The organism is Paenibacillus baimaensis (assembly GCF_025567575.1).
In genome coordinates this window covers 390,164-408,469 of the sequence record NZ_JAOQIO010000084.1, presented here as the reverse complement: position 1 = coordinate 408,469, position 18,306 = coordinate 390,164, and the positions used below count along the sequence as shown (strand labels likewise).

Genomic DNA, 18,306 nt, shown 5'->3' with positions numbered 1-18,306 from the left:
TTAATCAACTGACTTCCTTTCAACTTAGTATTGCACCAAAGTAAAAATGTTCGTCCTGCCCCATGAATAAGGGTAAGACGATCATTTTTTATTTTAGTGATAGAATCAATGCTTCATTAGACCCTTATGACTACATTTCCCTTTTTGTGTCCTTTTTCTACATATCGATGAGCTTCAGGAATTTGTTCCAGCGGATAGCATCTATCTATGACGGATTTAATCTTCCCTATCTCTATAAGCTCTTTGAGGAATCTTAAATCTTCCGTACGCACCTTTGCAACCCCCTGCCCTTCAACTGTCACGTATGTCCCGTTCGGCGTCAATGCTTTCTTGCAATTTGATTTCGTGTTTTTCCCAACTGCGTCAAAGATGATATCATAGAGCTCTTCTCTTTTCGTAAAATCCTCTTTCGTGTAATCAATGATAGTATCGGCTCCCAGAGATCTCACCAAATCTATATTTGTGGAGCTGCATACCCCCGTAACTTCTGCACCAAAGTATTTGGCAAGCTGCACCGCGGAAGTTCCTGTTGCTCCAGAAGCTCCATAGATAAGAATTTTACGACCTTTCTGGATATTGGCTTTTCTTAGAAAATGCAGTGCTGTAGTTCCTCCAAAAAGAACGGCAGCGGCTTCCTCATAGGTCATATTGGTAGGTTTTATTACCACCAAGCCGTCTTCAGGCAGACAGGTGTACTCGGCATAGGCACCAAATCCCATACCGGTAAATGCATAAACCTGATCACCTTTTTTAAATCGTTTCACATCTTTGCCTATGGCTTCAATTTTTCCGGCTAACTCCGTCCCGAGTATCGGTTTTCTTGGTTTTCTGAGGCCTAAAAATAGTCGCATCGGGAGCCAATACAAGAAAGGGCTTTTGAAACCTCGAACTCTACAGTCCCCCGATGATACGGTTGTCGCATGAATTTTTATTCGTACTTCATTGTTCTTGGGAATAGGTTTTTCTGCCTCAGTGAGCTCCAAAACATCCGGTGATCCGTATTTTGTGCATACTATTGCTTTCATGGGCTTCCTCCTAACCACAATATGCAATTAGTATATCTGCAACACGGTATGGATATATAGATACTAAAGTATTGTTTTATAACAAACCCAACTTGCGCGCTTGTGCAACAGCTTCGGTACGCCGTGTCACCTGCAGTTTATCAAAAATAATCCGGTTATGTCCTTTGATCGTACTGAGTGCGAGAAAAAGCCGCTCGCTAATCTGTCGATTCGATAATCCTTGAGCAATGAGACGCAGAACCTCTAGCTCACGTTCACTCAGTGGCTCGATAAGGGACTTCATAGACTGGATTAATCGTTGATCAGCTTGGACTTCACTTTTCAGTTCCACAGCTTCAAATTCAGCCAGCAGCTTACCGACATAGATCGGCATTATTTCATGAGAAGCTGCTTCACATAATAATTTATACATCGGCATACCTTCGTCGACAAATATCCGGATAAAACCCCCGGTTTCGGCCATCGTCAGAGCGTCTAAAAGTAGCTGCTTAGCCTTGAGCTTTTCACCATGCTCGTGTAGAGCAACCGCCAGTAATACCATTACCTTGAGCTGATCATCCTTCAGCCCCTTCGCCTCTCCCTGCCCTCGTAAGGGTTCAAGTATCATCAGTGCTGCGGACGTGTCTCCCTGTGCCATGTATACCCGAGCCTGGCTAATGTGATGCTCGTGTTTCTGCGCCAGCTGTGAAGCTGCCGTCAGATTACCTTGATGAAGCTGCACAAGCACATGTGCGGTAACAATATCGGTTATCTGATTTACGAAATGATGCTGAAGAGCGTCATAATCAGCCTTAGCTATAATAGTGGCCGCTTCGTTCACCTCACCACGCGCAAGCTTCAGTCGTGAAAGAAACACCCAACCTGCAACGACTCTGTCCGTTTGTTCAAACTGCTTAGCGAGTTGGACTGTCTGTTGACCATGCACCATAGCGGTATCCAAGTCGTTCCATTCATAATATATTCGAGCTAGGCCAAGGTGCGCTTCACAAGCAATCGGCAGCGGTGGATCGCCTGTCATGTCCAGTACACGCTGATAGGTCTCAGCCGCCACATGAAGCTTGTTTTCTACCTCATGTATGTTCCCAAGGCCGAGCGTAGCCATAATAGTGATCATCATATGTCCGATCCTCTGACTGATCGATAAAGCTTCGGAATAAGCCTTGCTGGCCGCGGCACGATTCCCCTGTAGCTGGTAAGCATACCCCAACGCCCAGGTAGTAGCTGTGCGAACAGGCAGGTTGTCTGGTTTCAAATATTTCAAAGCACGATGCGACTCGGTCATGATGGTTTCTGCATCGTGCTTGCTGACAGCCACAGTGGCACGTATGGAGGCAATATGTCCGATAAGATCTTGGTTCTTACCGTCCTGCTCAGCACCTTGCAGGGCTTTTTCAGCAGCTTGCAGCTTCTGTTCAACGCTGGCCATTTGGCCAACCATCAACAAGGCAGAGGCATACATTACCCACAATGAGGGCTTTGCATCCAGTTCCTCATTTGGTAATGAGCCCAACCAATTCATTACAGGGGCCACCACTCCAAGAAAAAGCAAAGGCATACCCTCACCCTCCATCAGACGAGCTGCACGCTCAGTATCGTTGGCAGCAGCGGCATGGTGAAAAGCTTCAATCACAAGTCCATCGACCTCATACCATATGCTGGCGCGTATATGTAATTCAGCTACATCCGTCTTATCTTCCCCTAGATGATTCGTGGTGATACTCTGGTGCAGCTTTTTGCGCAGCAAATCAGCAAAGAGATGGTGATAACGATACCAACGCCGCTCGTTGTCCAGCGGGACGAGGAATAGGTTGGCTCGTTCGAGATATTCCAAGGTTTCTTGCCCGGAAAAAATGGGACTTTGGTTCTCCGCCCCCCCCTGCGAAGAATGGCATCGCAAAGAGGCCCACACAATCGGTCGAGGATTGATGTGCGCAGCAAGAAGGCTTGAATGCTCACGGATTGCTGTTGCAAAACTTCTTCAACCAAATAATCAACTATAAAATGGTGGCTGCCTTTGAAAGATTGGATGAAGCTGGAGGGGTCATTATTTCCCTTCATGGAAAGAGCAGCTAATTGCAAACCAGCAATCCAGCCTTCCGTGCGGGTTTCAAGCAGAGAGATATCTTCAGATGAAAGGTCTAAACTCATCACCTGATCTAAAAATTCCGCCGCTTCAGAGTGGTTGAAACGCAAATCCGTGGTGCGCACTTCAGTTAATTGGTCCCGTGCACGTAACCGGGCCAGAGGTAGACGTGGATCCTCACGGGTGGCTATGACCAAATGCATCTGTGGTGGCATGCGCTCAAGCAATAACGAGATAACATTGTCAATGGGGCCAGACTTAATAACGTGGTAATCATCAAGGACGAGAACAAAAGGGTGCGGGATAGCCGTGATTTCATTAAGCAGCGTCGTAAGAATGAAATCGATTGGTTGCAGCTGAGGGGAATGTAGCAAACCAAACAAACCTTCTCCAATATTCTTTGCAATCGTCTGCAAAGCCGTGAAGAGGTACATAAGAAAACATGTAGGGTCGTTATCCGCTTCGTCTATCGATAACCAGGCTACAGGTCGATCGCAATTGGCTAGCCACGCGCTGACCAGCGTCGTTTTACCAAAGCCTGCAGAGGCAGATATAACGGTCAGTCTACGATAAAGGCCCTCGTTCAACCGCTCGATCAGACGAGGACGGATAACAACTTTCGACCGAATTGGAGGCATATATAGTTTAGTTGATAGGATTGGAATAGTCATACCTAAATTATAATGATCTCAGTCCTGCTCAGTCAACAAAGAGTCGACATACGTGGGATCAAAACAAAAAAACGACATCTCTGTCGTTTGAGTTTACATGTTTTGGTGGAATCAAGGGGGATCGAACCCCTGACCTCTTCGCTGCCAGCGAAGCGCTCTCCCAGCTGAGCTATGACCCCAAGTTGATAATACTTCGGAAAAGATAAGTCATTTGCATTTGTCTGTTCTTGGGTTAGAATCCACGAGCTGCTTTTGCTTTCTGGATGATCTAAAACCCCAGTACGTTTGGCGACAAAAATGATCATACCATAGGTACTTTCCGCTTGTCAACAGTCTTTTCTCAACTTATGGTAGTATCTATTTAGTATCATCACCGACATGATTTTTAGACAAAATTTCGGTGAGCTCTCTCATAAACATATTGATATCTTTAAATTGGCGGTACACTGACGCAAATCGAATATAAGCGACCTCATCGACTGGATAGAGCTGTTCCATCATGATCTCTCCGATATCGCGGCTATTGACCTCCGCGTGGGCGGTATTGCGGATTTGCTTCTCCACCTCGGATACAATCATATCGAGCTGCTCAATCGATACAGGTCGCTTTTCACAGGCCCGAATCAATCCTCTCAACAGCTTTTCACGGCTGAACTCTTCGCGACTGCCATCCTTTTTGATCACAATAAGCGGCGTTTCCTCGATCATTTCGAAGGTTGTAAAGCGCTTTGTGCATTTTTCGCATTCTCTGCGACGTCGTATCGATTTATTTTCATTGGCGGCTCGGGAGTCGAGCACTTTGGTACCATGGTAGTCACAATAAGGACATTTCATCGGGTAACGCTCCTCTTGTTAAACGGAATTAAAAGCTAGGATGTAATTGGCAACGAATACCTGTAATGAAGTTCGCAGAAACGCACATAATAGGTTTACCAACTACAAGGAGGTGAAACACACATGGGCGCAGGACAATCTCGTAGCAGCAACGTTCTTGTAGTACCTCAAGCAGGTCAAGCATTGGATCAACTGAAATACGAAGTAGCTCAGGAATTGGGTATCTCCATTCCTCAAGACGGTTACTACGGTAACATGGCTACTCGTGACACTGGTGCAATCGGTGGACACATTACACGCCGATTAGTACAAATCGCAGAACAACAGCTTGCTGGTCAATTTAAATAACAAATGATTTGATGATGAACAAGAAGTATGGGAGGCCACTTTTACTTAGTGGCTTGTCCTATACTTCTTTGTTTTTCAGCCGGAATGCCCCAGTCCTCTGCATACAGCTTATGATACTTATTATAATAATACAAAACCCGCTGAATGTAATGTCTTGTTTCACCGTAGGGTATGGAGGAAACATTTTCCAGAGTTCCGTCCCACTGCTCGTCATTCAGCCAGTGACTGACATTCCCTTGTCCGGCATTATAGCCAGCTATCGCAAGCACTGCATTTCCCTTGAACTGCTTATGCAGCCAGTTTAAGTACCAGGAGCCCATTTGGATACTTACAGCAGGATTATGTAGATCATTCTTATATGAAGGTGAAAAGCGAGCAGTATCGACTATCCAATCCGATGTGTCCGGCATAAGCTGCATCAGGCCGTAAGCCCCTTTTTTGGATTCAATATGCGTCTGATAATTGGATTCTACCCGAATGATGGCTGCAATCAGAAACGGGTCCAGTTGGTACACTGCTGCATTTTTTTGAATTTCATTTTGATATTGAATCGGATACAACATTTTGCTAACTGAGCTGCTGGTCAAAAAAAGAAAACATACAAAGGTAAAAAAAAGCAGGGCGAATACCCGTTTTTTTCGCCAAAAGCTGACGCTCATAACAGCCCCCTTTCCCTGAGGAACCTGTCCACCTGACCTTCCGTTAGGATCAAGTCACCCTGATTATCGATAACAATGTCAGCCTTTGCCTTTTTCAATTCGATATCCATCTGTGCCTGCAGTCTTTGCTCCGCTGCCTGCAGGGTCATTCCGTCGCGCAGCATCAAGCGTTCAAGCTGAACGGCTCTGGGAACGTATACCACCATAATAGCATCATATTCAGCTTCCAGTCCCGATTCATACAATAATGGAATGTCGGCAACGACAAGCTTGTCCGGATATAAGTTCTCATATTGCTCCATCCGCTCACGCATTAATGCCCTGATCGAAGGATGCAGTAGATTCTGAAGATCCTTCAATGCTTCCGTATTGCCGAACACCGTTTCGCCCAGCTTCTTCCGGTTTAATGTACCGTCAGGAAATAATATTTCCTTACCAAACCGATCCACTATGGTATCAAGAGCAGGCATTCCAGGTTCTACAACTTCTCTCGCGATCCGATCAGCATCAACCAGCATCGCGCCGCGCTGCACCAGCATATTACTAACGGTGCTTTTGCCGCAGGCGATGCCTCCGGTTAACCCTATGTTCATGGTGGCTAGTCTCCTTAAAGTTTTGCTTTAGCAAAACTTTCTTCGTAAGCATTCTCTTTTAAGTTTTGCTTTAGCAAAACTGACTTCGTAAGTATCTGCTTATTATAACAGCTTCATAATTCCCATCACAATCAATACAAAGCCAGGAAAGACAGATAAGCTTCGCATCCATGATAAATCTGCATATTTATAACCAACACGCAAGCCTGCCGCCAAAAACACCCCACTTGCCATAGCGATAACCATTGAGGTCAGCCATGGCGTAAAGCCGATCAAGGCCGCGCCAATCCCGGCTCCAAAAGCATCCAATGATAAGGCGATACCGAGAAGAAAAGCTTCATAAGGAGAGATATTTCCAGATCGATCCATATCCGCCATAGAAGGTGTTCGTAGAATTTGAATGACCAAACCAAAGCGTTTAAGCTCGATGTACAATACTTCCTTGGCGCTTGGCTGCACGTCTGGAGGATCGTTCACCACTCCAGCGGAGGTTTCCATGTCTTGCACCACAGACGTCTTATGACCTGTCTCATCTACGACAGCAGCACGTTCTCCATAACTCGCATCCAACGACACAACCTCATCGCGTTCTGCTGCAACTGCAGCGGCTTGAGCCGTTTCAGGCATTGCTGCCGGTACTGCTTCTGTGGATTCCTGTTTACTTCCCAACACCTGATATAACGCCCACATGCCTATACCGATCAGGATGATGCCACCGATGCTTTTTGCAAAAACCGGATCGACATACGAGCTAATCCAGACACCAATCTGCATCGATGTATAAATAATAATACCGGAGCAACCTGAAATGATAGCAATCGATACCAAGGGCATCCGAATCTTGCGCAGGCCGTACGTCACACCTACGCCAAAACCATCCAAGCTAACCGCTAAAGCCAGCAGCATTAAGGAGATAAAAGGAAGCATGGCATTCCCTCCCGACCATTTTACCCTACTATATGGCGGATAGGGATGGAGGGTGCAGCTTTTATATAGGCTTTATCTTCTTGCCTCTGGCAGGCTTCAAAGGCTGACATTGGGGACAATAATGGGTACCCCGTCCAGCAACAACGCTTTTTTCAATGGGATGTCCGCAGGAATAGCAAGCTTCCCCCTTGCGCCCATACATCTTGAATTGATGCTGGAACATACCGATCTCACCTTGTCCATTCACAAACGATTTGATCGATGAGCCACCCGCGGCGACAGCTTCACTCAATGTCTTCACAATGGCTTCGTGCAGAGCGGCAAGCTCCTTGGATGTCAATGAATTGGCTTCACGCTCAGGATGAATTCGAGCCAGATGCAGCGATTCATCCACATATATATTCCCGATCCCGACGATGTATTCCTGATTGAGCAGCAGCGGCTTTATTTTCGTGGAACGATGGGCAATCCTTGCCCGAAACGCAGCGAGATCGAACGCCTCTTCCAACGGCTCCAGACCGAGCTTTTTGAGCGGCTGCTCCTCAAGCTCCCTTCCCTTGGGAAACAGATGCATGGTCCCAAATTGACGCACGTCCTTGTAGCGCAGCTCACTGCCGTCCGTAAAATGAAATACAACATGCGTATGCAGCTCTAATGGGTCGCTGCTATCATACAATCCGTATCTGCCTTCCATACGAAGATGCGATACGAGTGCGTAATCATCCAGAAGAAAACGCAAAAACTTGCCTCTTCGTTCCACGCTAAGAATCGTTTGCCCAGCCAACTGTATGCAGAACTCGCCGACTTCTTCAGGCTTGATAATAATTCGATTCAAATGAACACTAACATGATCGATCTGTTTACCGATGACCAATTCGTTTAATGTTCGTCTGACGGTTTCAACCTCCGGCAATTCCGGCATGATGTCCTCACCTGTCCTATATGGTTATTTCGCTTCGTACCAGTTGGAGCCTGTATCCACATCCACTTTGAGCGGAACATCCAGCTTGAGCGCGCCCTCCATAACTTCCTTTACGGTTGTGCGCATCACTTCGATCTCGTTCTCAGGCACCTCGAATACCAATTCATCGTGTACCTGCAGCAGCATACGACTAGCCAGCCCATCACGCTTCATACGCTCGTCCATCTGGACCATTGCCAGCTTGATGACATCAGCCGCGGTACCCTGAATAGGAGTATTCATCGCAGTACGTTCAGCAAAGGATCGCAAATTAAAGTTGGAAGCAGAGATTTCCGGCAAATACCGGCGGCGCTGCAGCAGGGTGGTCACATAGCCATCCTTACGGGCCTTTAGTACGATATCATCCATAAAACGGCGTACCCCTTGGAATACGACAAAATATTGCTCAATGAACGAAGCGGCATCCTTACGGGAAATATTCAAATTTTGCGACAAGCCGTAATCGCTGATTCCGTACACGATCCCAAAATTAACCGCCTTGGCTTGTCTGCGCATATTGGAATCGACAGCCGATTCAGGGACACCGAATACATCCATCGCGGTTTTCGTATGAATATCCATATCGTTCAGGAAAGCTTCCATCAGATTCTTATCCTGTGAAATATGAGCAAGTACACGCAGCTCGATCTGCGAGTAGTCAGCGGTCAGAATCGACCAGCCAGGCTGTGATGGGACGAATACCTTACGGATTTTGCGTCCCTCCTCCAAACGGATCGGGATATTTTGCAAATTCGGAAATTGTGAGCTTAGACGGCCAGTTGCGGCGATCGTCTGTCTGTAATACGTATGCACTTTACCGGTTTCCGGACGTATTTCCTTTAACAAACCTTCGACATAGGTGGATTGCAACTTGGCAAGCGACCTATAGTTCAGAATATGGCTGATGACCGGATGATAAGGCTCCAGTCTTTCCAGCACCTCGGCATCCGTCGAATAGCCGGTTTTTGTTTTTTTGTAAGCAGGCAGATTCAGCTTTTCGAATAAAATCTCCCCAAGCTGCTTGGTCGAATTAATGTTGAACTCGCCGCCGGCTGCTTCATAGATCGATTTCATAATCTTGTCCAATTGTGCAGCAAGCTCCACACCGTACTGCTTAAGCCCTTCAACATCAACCTGGATGCCCTTTTGCTCCATAGCAGCAAGAACATTCGCAAGCGGCAGCTCCAGATCGTAAAACAGCTGATCCATATCTTTTTGCTGCAGATCCTGCTTCATGAGGATCAGAAGGGTGTGAATCGCGTTAGCCTTACGGCACAGGTGGTCCGTAACGATTTCAATCGCCGGAACCTTGAACTTTGCCCCCTTACCGAATACGTCCTCATCCGCTTTGAGCGAAGGAAGGCTGTATTTGACTAACAGTCCATGCAGGGTAAGCGCTGATTCTGTAGGGTCGAGTAAATAAGCTGCCAGCAGTACATCGAATGTAGTCCCCCGCAGAGCAATACCTTGCCACGACAATGCAATCTCGGCACGATGCTGATCATACACGGCAACAGACTTATCTGGTGATTCCAACCACGCTTTCAGCGTATCCACCTCAGAGCTGTTCTCTTTCAACAACTCGAAAGGCACATAATAACAGGCCTGATCCGTATGAAACGAAAGTCCCAGCACATACCCGGCGTGAGGATTGTCACCAATGACCTCGACATGCATCGATTCGACCTTGCTCAGTACATCTGTCAGCTCTGCAAGCTGCTCCAGCTTTTGGATAGCTATCGCCACTAGCTCTGCCTGCGGCTGCTGATCCGCCAGCTTCACATCTCCGCCGGTCAGATCCATTTTTTCCATTAACGACTTGAACTCCAGCTTGTAAAACATCTCTGCCAAGGCCTGCTTCTCATACCCGTTATAAGCTAGCTCGTCCCAAGGCGTACCGATAGGGACCTCGCGAAAGATGGTTGCAAGCTCCTTACTCATTCTCGCATCATCTGCGTGCTCAACGACCTTTTCCTTCATCTTACCCTTCAACTGATCCGTATTGGCGAGCACACCTTCAACTGAACCGTATTCGTGCAGCAGCTTTAATGCCGTCTTCTCCCCAACCCCCGGAATACCTGGGATATTATCGCTCGTATCCCCCATTAGTCCCTTCAGATCAATGATCTGATTCGGGGTAAGTCCATATTTTTCCATAATATAAGGTGGATCATACAGCTCTACATCACTAACCCCTTTTCGTGTCAAAGCAATCTTCACATGCTCGGAAGCCAGCTGCAGCATATCCTTATCACCGCTAACGACGATGACCTCGATATTGCCAAGCTCATCTGCCATACGCGTCAAGGTTCCGATAATATCATCCGCTTCATAGCCCTCCAGCTCAAACTGAGAAACGCCGAATGCCCGGATCAAATCCTTGAGTACCGGAAATTGCTCGGACAGCTCGGGAGGAGTCTTGGCTCTGCCGCCTTTGTAATCCTTATAGTTCGAATGTCGAAACGTCACCTTGCCCGCATCAAACGCAACGAGGAAGTGGGTAGGCTTGTGTTCTTCCATTAGCTTCAAAAGTATCGTAGTAAAGCCAAAAACAGCATTCGTGTGCAAACCACTTGAATTACTTAGCGGTGGAAGTGCAAAAAAAGCACGGTACGCAATACTGTTGCCATCAATGACGATCAATTTGGACATTATAGCACCTCATTTTCCATACTACCTCCATGATAGCATAGGACAACGCAATATAAAAAGCTTAATCCCACATTCCTGTACATAGGTGTGACGCCAGACATTCGAGCATAAACATAGGATATCAGGGCGTGCAGTAAGCTTGAACGGAGGAGATACCATTGACAGGGAAAGTTTACAAGATCCCAGGAAAAAAAGCGATTTGTTTTGATCTGAATGAGACGTTAATTCACCAAGGCATTCACTTTGAGCAGGCCTTTCGCTCCGTCTGCAGCGAGTACGCCGCTCGCGGCTTACAGCAGGATCAAGGTGAGGTGGATAGCCTATGGGATCGATACCAAGCCAACTGGCAGCTCAACAAAAAAACGAGGGGACCGTCTGTATCGTTTGATCAGCTTCAGGAGCAGTGCCTCCAGCAAGCGATCCAGGAGCAGCAGATTCCGGTTCATCAAGGATTCGCGAAGGATTTTTTTCGGCTTGTGCGACAGAGACGCATGGAGGGCAAAGCTCTGGTACATGGTGTAGAAAACACACTTCGCGAGCTTTCACGACATTTCAAGCTGGCGATTATCAGCAACAGTCCCCATAACGAGGTCATGCATTTGCTCGAGCGATTTCAGCTTCACGCTTTTTTTCCGTCAGAACGAATATTCACCGCCCAAAAGCTATCTGAGAAAAAACCGGGAAGCTCTCTGTTCAAAACAGCTCTGCAGACGCTGGAGCTAACCCCGCGGCAGGCTGTTATGGTCGGCAACTCTTGGAAACACGATGTTTGCGGTGCGGTTAAGGCGGGGCTTGATGTGATCTGGCTCCAGACTAGTCAGGGAAACACAAAAAAAATTTCCCGACAAAAGCTCGGGAAACGCAATATTTATTGTATTCAGGAAATTAATCAACTGCTCGAGCTATTCCAGTAAATAGGACTCCATATCTGCTTTACCTGGTTCCACTTCTGTCAAATCAGCCAAACCAAGGTACGTACTACAATACACGCTTCCGATACTTGCTTTGGACAGTTTTTTCAAGGTTGCAGCGGATTGAGAAATCTCTTCAAGGGTGATCGGTGTCTCGGTTTCACATACTATTAAAGACAAGGAGATCGTCACACCGCTCGTTTCAATCCGATTTCCTTTCCGATCCTCCACATAGGTCCAGTCATCGCCTTCATAAAATAACGGTACGCTTTGGTCGAATCGGCGGATGATTTCCTTGCACATCCGATCTGGCTCATCCGTAGATGTAATCATGATAAAATCGTCGCCTCCGATATGACCAACAAAATCCAATGGCTTGCCGCACAGCACGATGGCATGCTGAAGCACATCTGCCGTGAACTGAATCAACTGGTCACCCTTTTGAAATCCATATCGGTCATTAAACCATTTAAAATAATCAAGGTCTGCATACAAAACCGCGAAAGGCTTCTTCTCCATCAGCCTTCTGGTTAGCTCACGCTGAATCTGGATATTTCCCGGCAGCCCTGTCAGCGGGCTTGCTACCTTGGCATTTTCCATTCGGGTATTCGTGATGCATTCCAGGATCGCCCGGATGGATGAGGCGCCTGCCATCTTACCCTGGTTCGTGATAATGACAAAATCATACAGATTCGTATCTCGCGAGGTTGCCAGCTGGGAAACGGTTTCAATCGGCGTATCCTTGTCGACGATCAATGGCTTCGGATCCATCATTTGATCGATGGAACGATTCCAGAACAACGAGAAGCCATACTGGCCCGCCAGCTTCTGAAACAGACGCTCCCGCATCATCAAACCAACAGGCTCGTCATTAGATACGATAACAGCTCCCTGCGCTTTGACATTGCTTTTAAAAAAATTAGCAACCTCGGATATAAGCGCTTTGCTGTCGAAGATTTGAATCGGAGAAATTACATCACCAATAGTCAATGTCCCGCCGCCCGTTTCGCGGATTTTGCGGTGCTGAACAATCAATTCAACCCACTTCGGATCAATTACCGCAATCTCCGTCGCAGGTTTGCCCAACAAAAACCCTTGAACATAATGGATTCCCATACGCGTCAGCAGCTGCAGCTCTTCCTGCGATTCAATGCCTTCAGCGATCAAACTGATATTCAGCTTGTCAGCGAACGAAACGAATGTTTCCACGATGTACTCTTTATTTTTATGAAGATGGATATGGTGTACCAGAGACCGATCGATTTTAATAAAATCCGGCTGCAGCTCTGCAATTGCCTGTAAGGAGGAATAGCCGGCTCCCGCATCATCAATGGCAATACGATAGCCTTGGTTCCGATAATGGTCAAGTATACGTTTGGTCGTGGTAAAATCCTCAATGGAGCTGCGTTCCGTAATTTCGAATACGATGTTGCCGGGTTGCAGGCCGCGTGCCTGAAGCAGCTCTAGGGTTTTACCAGGAGCAAAATGCGGGTCCTGTAAAATAGCTGCAGAAATATTAATAAACAGCATTTCATTGTTGCGTGAGAAAAAGGCTCCTTTGATCGCCATTTCCCTGGCCAATTTTTCCAACGTGTATAAGAATCCTTCTTCCTCGGCAAAAGGAAACAATTTCATTGGGGAATGGAATGGACTGTTCTCCGGACCGCGTGTCAACGCCTCGTAGCCGAAAACGGTGCCATCCTTCAATGAAATAATAGGCTGATAAACGGAATGAATGAGCTTGGCTTCCAAAATATTACGAAACTGCTCCTTGAGGAAATCATTTTCCGAATGCGCATTCGCACTCGCAAGCTGGTGAGTATCCATATCGATCCCTACTTTGAGTAAGTTGCTATATACCCATAACTATAACAGACAACCTTCATCCCTATGTCAAAAATGACCAGGGTTTTGTTAAATTTGTGTAAAACCTTCGTTCAGCGAATATACAAAAAAAGAGCCATAAGTAAGGCTCTTTGCTCACGATGCCAGTTTGCTTCTATTACACGTTCAAATCTTTTCGCTTGCCGGTAACCATATAAATCACGCCTTCACCAATATTAGTCGCATGGTCGGCAACCCGCTCCAGATAATGAGCTACAAACATCAGATGGGAAAGCTGGCGATTACGTTGGAAATCACTGCTCATCAAGGTAATGATTTCATTCATCAAGGCACTGTACAGCTTATCGATTTCGTCATCTTTTTCGGCAAGCGCTGAAGCACGGTGAATATCAAGCTCCATGTAGGAGAGCAGGCTTTCCTGCAGCATATTTCGAACCATCATGGCCATTCGAGGAATATCCTCAAGCGGTTTGATAAGCTCTTCCCCGGACAATCGAATCGAGATCTTGGCAATATCGACTGCGTGATCGCTAATCCGCTCCAAATCCGTGGCAATCTTCAAAGCCATCCCTATGATTCTCAGATCGCTTGCCATAGGCTGCTGTAAGGCGATAAGCCTCAAACAACGCTCTTCTACCTCCAGCATCAAATCGTCGATGATATCATCCTGATTGACAGTAGTAACGGCCAGCTTCTCATCCAGCGTCGCTAACGACTCGATAGCCTTCGATATCGAATCCTCGACTAATGTCCCCATCTTGAGTAAAACCTTTTGCAGCTCCTCCACCGAATGATGAAAGTTATGGCGTGTATCCATGGTTGGTTCTTGTCCCCTCTAGCCGAAACGGCCTGTAATATAGTCTTCAGTTCTTTGATCCGACGGAGTTGTAAAAATTTTATCCGTTTGATCCGTTTCAATCAGCAATCCATTCAGGAAAAATGAGGTGTAGTCCGAAATTCGTGCTGCCTGCTGCATGTTGTGCGTTACGATGATGATCGTATATTTTTCTTTCAAGGTCTGCGTCAATTCCTCAACCTTCAAGGTGGAGATCGGGTCCAACGCTGAGGTAGGCTCATCCATCAAAAGAACGTCGGGCTCAACTGCCAACAAGCGGGCAATACATAAACGTTGCTGCTGACCGCCGGACAATCCGAGCGCTGACTTGTTCAATCGATCCTTGACTTCATCCCACAATGCCGCTTGTTGCAGGCTCTTTTCTACAATCTCATCGAGAACCGATTTTTTCTTCGTTCCATGAATTCTCGGGCCGTAAGCAATATTATCGTAAATACTCATTGGAAACGGATTAGGGCGTTGAAATACCATGCCTACTTTTTTCCGAAGCGATACGACATCCGTGTCTGAACCATAAATGTCCTGGCCATCCACATAGATGCTTCCGTTAATTCTTACAATATCGATAAGGTCGTTCATACGGTTCAGCGTTCTGAGGAATGTCGATTTCCCGCAGCCGGAAGGTCCGATTAACGCTACGATATTATTGCTTTTAATATCCAATTCCACATTGTGCAGTGCTTGGTTATCTCCATAAAACAGGTTTAGTTTTTCTACTTTGATTTTATGTTTCTCAGCCACGATTATTTCCCCCCGGTCAGTCTTTTTTGAATCATTTTGCTTGGAATGGCAATACACAAGTTGAAAATCAAAACTACGATAAGCAGAAGCGCTGCGCTTCCTTGGGCAATCTTCTTGGCATCAGGAACAATGGCCTCAGACTGCACGTACCATAGATGCGTAGCCAGCGTCTCACCCATTGCCAGAGGACTAAAGTCTGGAAAATGGCGGGAAACCGATAAGCCGGCTGTATAGATCAGAATGGCCGATTCGCCCAGAGCTCGTCCGGCAACTAGTGTAATACCGGTAATCAGGATCGGCATAGCGGCTGGTAAAAGCACCTTGCGAATGGCCTGCCAACGTGTAGAGCCGAGCGCGAGCGAAGCTTCCCAATACGATTCAGGTACGGAACGAAGCGATTCTTCCGTAACCCGGACCAATACAGGCAGATTCAGCAAGGAAAGTGTAGCGGCACCGCCGATAATCGAGAATTTCAAGCCAAGCAGATTAACGAATAACAAGAAACCGAACAATCCGAAAACAATCGATGGCACTGATGACAAAGCCTCAACAGATATCCGAATGAAATCTGTAAACCGATTTTGCTTGGCATAGATCGATAAGTATACACCTGCACCTATCCCGATCGGCACGGAAAACAGTAAGGATAAAAACAGAATATAGAAGGAGTTGAACAGCATCGGGCCAACCCCGCCGCCTGCCATCACCTCTGAAGGTTTCCCCGTGATGAAGTTCCAGGAGAGCTGAGGAAGTCCATCCCCTAAAATACGAACCAGGAACCAGGCCAGCAGCAGCATAATGACAACACCGGAAGCCCAGAAAAACAGAGTGGCCGCGCGGTCCGTTGTTTTGCTCGTCATTTCACTTCACTCCTTTTGGCAACGATCCGGATGGCGATAATCATGAACAAGGAAATCAACAGCAGCACGAGGGCCATCATGTACAAGGCATTGTTCCATACTGTGCCGTAATTCGTGTTACCCATATCTTTGACGATAGCTGTCGTCAGCACCGTTGTTGATTCTAATAAAGAACCCGGGATTTGCGGTGAGTTACCGATGACCATGAACACGGCCATTGTTTCCCCGATTGCTCTTCCCATGCCAAGAATAATACCCGTAATAATACCGGGGCGCGCCGCTGGTACAAGCACTCTCCATATCGTCTGCCAGCGTGTTGCTCCCAGCGCCAATGAAGCCTCTTCAAGTCGACTTGGCAGCGCACGCAGCGCATCTTCAGAGATGGAGAGAATCGTTGGCAGGATCATAATGGCCAGGATGATAGCCGCTGGTAATATTCCGTATCCAATGGTTCCAGTAAGCTTGGCAAGGCCAGGTACCACTACAGTCAAACCGATCAGACCATATACAACGGATGGAATTCCGACAAACAGGTCCGTTGCCGGACGCATAATTTCACGAACCCATCGAGGTGCGATTTTGGCAAGGAATACAGCTCCTGATAGTGCTAATGGAACCGATAGGACTATCGAGATCAACGTCAACAGCAGTGTGCTGTACAAAAAGGCGAAGATTCCGAATTCCCCTTTGGTCGGTGTCCAATCTGGAGAAAAGAAGAAGGTCCATGGTGTTACGTCATTAAACGTCTTGACGCCCTGGATTCCGACGAATGCGATGACGGAAAAAATAATGGCCGATACAATAATGGCGCTTCCGACAAAAATTAGTTTCATCATCTGATCGGTCCGATTTTGCCGTTTGGTCCATTGGCTTACTTGTTTGTGTTTTAAAGCTGCTCTTTCAGTGAGTTGATCAGCGAAAGAATTCACAGGATGGTTCCCCCTCAAATAAATTAGCATACGAGCCTTCAAGAATAACGTACAGTGAGCTCGGCCTGAATGTTCTTTAATCATCATAGAGGACAATTGTTAATGCCATACAATTCAATTGTTAAGGGAATGTAAAAAATGTAGGAAGTTCGGTGAATAAGTGGCGCTGCAGGGACGAAGTATTCCTACGATCGCTGTTGTTCAAGGATTTCTTCATTATGTAAGTGATTTAGAGGTGGAAATCCTTGAACAAAGGCGAACGCTCCGCTTCTCCAGAACACTTTCGTCTCCTCCGCTCCTTATTCACCGCACTTCCGGGTTGTAGTAGAGAACGGAGGAAGCATTGCGTTGCTCGCTTCCCTGATGGCAAGGGCAAAGCAAGAGTAAGCGCACAACACAAAAAGGATACGGAGATCACTCCGCATCCTACTTGATTGAGAAGTACTTATTTTTTCAAAAGGTTGGCTTGTAAGAATTTCAATTCTTCCACTCTTTTGCCTTGGAATTCAGGACCTGTAATGTAATCCAGGAATGCTTTAACAGCATCTTTGGCTTCACCTTTAGTATACATATGTTCAACACCGTAAAGCGGGTATTTACCGTCTTTAATTGTATCTTTGCTGAAAGCTACATCATTAAATTTCAAAGCTTTGATGGTGTCGTTCAGGTAAGGCGTGTCCACATAACCGATAGAGTTTTGAGTAGAACCTACAGTTGTTGCAACTGCACCGCTTGACTCTTGAGTAACGCCATCTTTAGTGAAGTCTTTGTTGTCAAGCACGATTTGCTTAACAAGTGTTCTGGAACCAGAGCTGTCTGGACGGTGAACAACAACGATTTTAGCATCTGTTTTGCCGTCGATGTCTTTCCAGTTCGTGATTTTACCCATGAAAATGTCAGCAGCTTGTTGTTTGCTAAGATTGTCTACAGGAACATTTTTGTTAACGATCAATGCGAAAGGAGCAATTGCCGCTACGTGGTCAACCAGGTTTTTGTCTTTGTACTCGTCGCCAGCAGCAACGTCGGAGTTACCGATATCGGAAGTGCCGTCTGCAACGTTTTTCAAGCCTGTGCCAGATCCACCGGCAGTTACGTTAACGGTTACTTTAGGATTTTTCTCCATAAACTCAGTAGCAGCTTGTTTAACTAATGGAAGCAGTGCGCTTGATCCTGAGGCTGTTACTGTACCTGTTAATTCTTTAGGTGTTTCTGCTTTAGCAGGAGCCGCTGGTGCTGCTGCATTAGTAGCTGGTGCTTTTGTATCCGTAGTTGGAGCTGCCGTTTGAGTACCACACGCTGCGAGTACCCCCATTAATAATACCGTCATCATTGCAAGACTGCCTTTTCTTGAGAAATGCTTCAACATCTTTGCATGTCCTCCCTTTTATCCTCTAGTATTTTGTTTACTTGA

General features: G+C 46.6%; 17 protein-coding genes and 1 tRNA gene. 2 read left to right on the top strand and 16 right to left on the bottom strand.

The window, feature by feature from the left end:
• Positions 1–116: 116 nt before the first annotated feature.
• The 5 genes from OB236_RS20950 to nrdR form a co-directional block, all read right to left on the bottom strand.
• Positions 117–1,025 (bottom strand): NAD(P)-dependent alcohol dehydrogenase, encoded by a 909-nt coding sequence (locus tag OB236_RS20950; protein WP_262685740.1) that lies wholly within the window; start codon positions 1,023–1,025, stop codon positions 117–119.
• 76 nt (positions 1,026–1,101) lie between these two features.
• A complete protein-coding gene (locus OB236_RS39840; protein WP_317259367.1) occupies positions 1,102–2,307 on the bottom strand; it encodes a LuxR C-terminal-related transcriptional regulator in 1,206 nt (401 codons plus the stop codon).
• 416 nt (positions 2,308–2,723) lie between these two features.
• Complete coding sequence (locus tag OB236_RS39835) at positions 2,724–3,779, bottom strand: NACHT domain-containing protein (RefSeq protein WP_317259362.1); 1,056 nt, start codon at positions 3,777–3,779, stop codon at positions 2,724–2,726.
• Between the two features lie 103 nt (positions 3,780–3,882).
• A tRNA-Ala gene (locus OB236_RS20940) sits at positions 3,883–3,958 on the bottom strand.
• A gap of 178 nt (positions 3,959–4,136) precedes the next feature.
• Complete coding sequence (gene nrdR / locus OB236_RS20935; protein ID WP_076229045.1) at positions 4,137–4,613, bottom strand: transcriptional regulator NrdR; 477 nt, start codon at positions 4,611–4,613, stop codon at positions 4,137–4,139.
• 123 nt (positions 4,614–4,736) lie between these two features.
• Between nrdR and OB236_RS20930 the strand changes: the two genes are divergently transcribed.
• Positions 4,737–4,961 (top strand): alpha/beta-type small acid-soluble spore protein, encoded by a 225-nt coding sequence (locus OB236_RS20930; protein ID WP_076229044.1) that lies wholly within the window; start codon positions 4,737–4,739, stop codon positions 4,959–4,961.
• 41 nt (positions 4,962–5,002) lie between these two features.
• Here OB236_RS20930 and OB236_RS20925 read toward each other — a convergent pair whose 3' ends face one another.
• The 5 genes from OB236_RS20925 to polA all read right to left on the bottom strand — a co-directional run bounded on the left by OB236_RS20925 (position 5,003) and on the right by polA (position 10,753).
• Positions 5,003–5,620, bottom strand: a complete 618-nt coding sequence (locus OB236_RS20925) for a lytic transglycosylase domain-containing protein (RefSeq protein ID WP_262685739.1) — start codon at positions 5,618–5,620, stop codon at positions 5,003–5,005.
• Positions 5,617–6,213 carry a dephospho-CoA kinase gene (gene coaE, locus OB236_RS20920; protein WP_262685738.1) on the bottom strand — a complete coding sequence of 199 codons (597 nt, stop codon included), beginning with the start codon at positions 6,211–6,213 and terminating at the stop codon, positions 5,617–5,619. The genes OB236_RS20925 and coaE overlap by 4 nt, the downstream gene beginning before the upstream one ends.
• Before the next feature lie 102 nt (positions 6,214–6,315).
• The gene (locus tag OB236_RS20915) at positions 6,316–7,140 is read right to left on the bottom strand and encodes an MntP/YtaF family protein (RefSeq protein WP_262685737.1); all 825 of its coding nucleotides are present in this window, start codon (positions 7,138–7,140) and stop codon (positions 6,316–6,318) included.
• Positions 7,141–7,201: 61 nt separating this feature from the next.
• The gene (mutM, locus tag OB236_RS20910; protein WP_076229040.1) at positions 7,202–8,062 is read right to left on the bottom strand and encodes a DNA-formamidopyrimidine glycosylase; all 861 of its coding nucleotides are present in this window, start codon (positions 8,060–8,062) and stop codon (positions 7,202–7,204) included.
• 24 nt (positions 8,063–8,086) lie between these two features.
• Positions 8,087–10,753: a DNA polymerase I gene (gene polA / locus OB236_RS20905; protein ID WP_262685736.1), complete on the bottom strand. Its 2,667-nt coding sequence runs from the start codon at positions 10,751–10,753 to the stop codon at positions 8,087–8,089.
• Between the two features lie 158 nt (positions 10,754–10,911).
• Between polA and OB236_RS20900 the strand changes: the two genes are divergently transcribed.
• The gene (locus OB236_RS20900) at positions 10,912–11,667 is read left to right on the top strand and encodes an HAD family hydrolase (RefSeq protein WP_076229038.1); all 756 of its coding nucleotides are present in this window, start codon (positions 10,912–10,914) and stop codon (positions 11,665–11,667) included.
• On the opposite strand, the gene OB236_RS20895 is transcribed toward OB236_RS20900, so the two are convergent.
• From OB236_RS20895 to OB236_RS20870, 6 genes are all read right to left on the bottom strand, one after another.
• Positions 11,656–13,491: a GGDEF domain-containing protein gene (locus OB236_RS20895; RefSeq protein WP_262685735.1), complete on the bottom strand. Its 1,836-nt coding sequence runs from the start codon at positions 13,489–13,491 to the stop codon at positions 11,656–11,658. The genes OB236_RS20900 and OB236_RS20895 overlap by 12 nt on opposite strands.
• 175 nt (positions 13,492–13,666) lie before the next feature.
• Positions 13,667–14,326 (bottom strand): phosphate signaling complex protein PhoU, encoded by a 660-nt coding sequence (phoU, locus tag OB236_RS20890; RefSeq protein ID WP_262685734.1) that lies wholly within the window; start codon positions 14,324–14,326, stop codon positions 13,667–13,669.
• Between the two features lie 18 nt (positions 14,327–14,344).
• Positions 14,345–15,106 (bottom strand): phosphate ABC transporter ATP-binding protein PstB, encoded by a 762-nt coding sequence (pstB, locus tag OB236_RS20885; RefSeq protein ID WP_372237345.1) that lies wholly within the window; start codon positions 15,104–15,106, stop codon positions 14,345–14,347.
• 2 nt (positions 15,107–15,108) lie between these two features.
• A complete protein-coding gene (gene pstA / locus OB236_RS20880) occupies positions 15,109–15,966 on the bottom strand; it encodes a phosphate ABC transporter permease PstA (RefSeq protein ID WP_076229034.1) in 858 nt (285 codons plus the stop codon).
• Positions 15,963–16,895, bottom strand: a complete 933-nt coding sequence (pstC, locus tag OB236_RS20875) for a phosphate ABC transporter permease subunit PstC (protein ID WP_076229033.1) — start codon at positions 16,893–16,895, stop codon at positions 15,963–15,965. Before pstC ends, pstA begins: the two co-directional genes overlap by 4 nt.
• A 445-nt stretch (positions 16,896–17,340) precedes the next feature.
• Positions 17,341–18,261 carry a phosphate ABC transporter substrate-binding protein gene (locus OB236_RS20870; protein ID WP_076229032.1) on the bottom strand — a complete coding sequence of 307 codons (921 nt, stop codon included), beginning with the start codon at positions 18,259–18,261 and terminating at the stop codon, positions 17,341–17,343.
• Between the last annotated feature and the right edge of the window lie 45 nt (positions 18,262–18,306).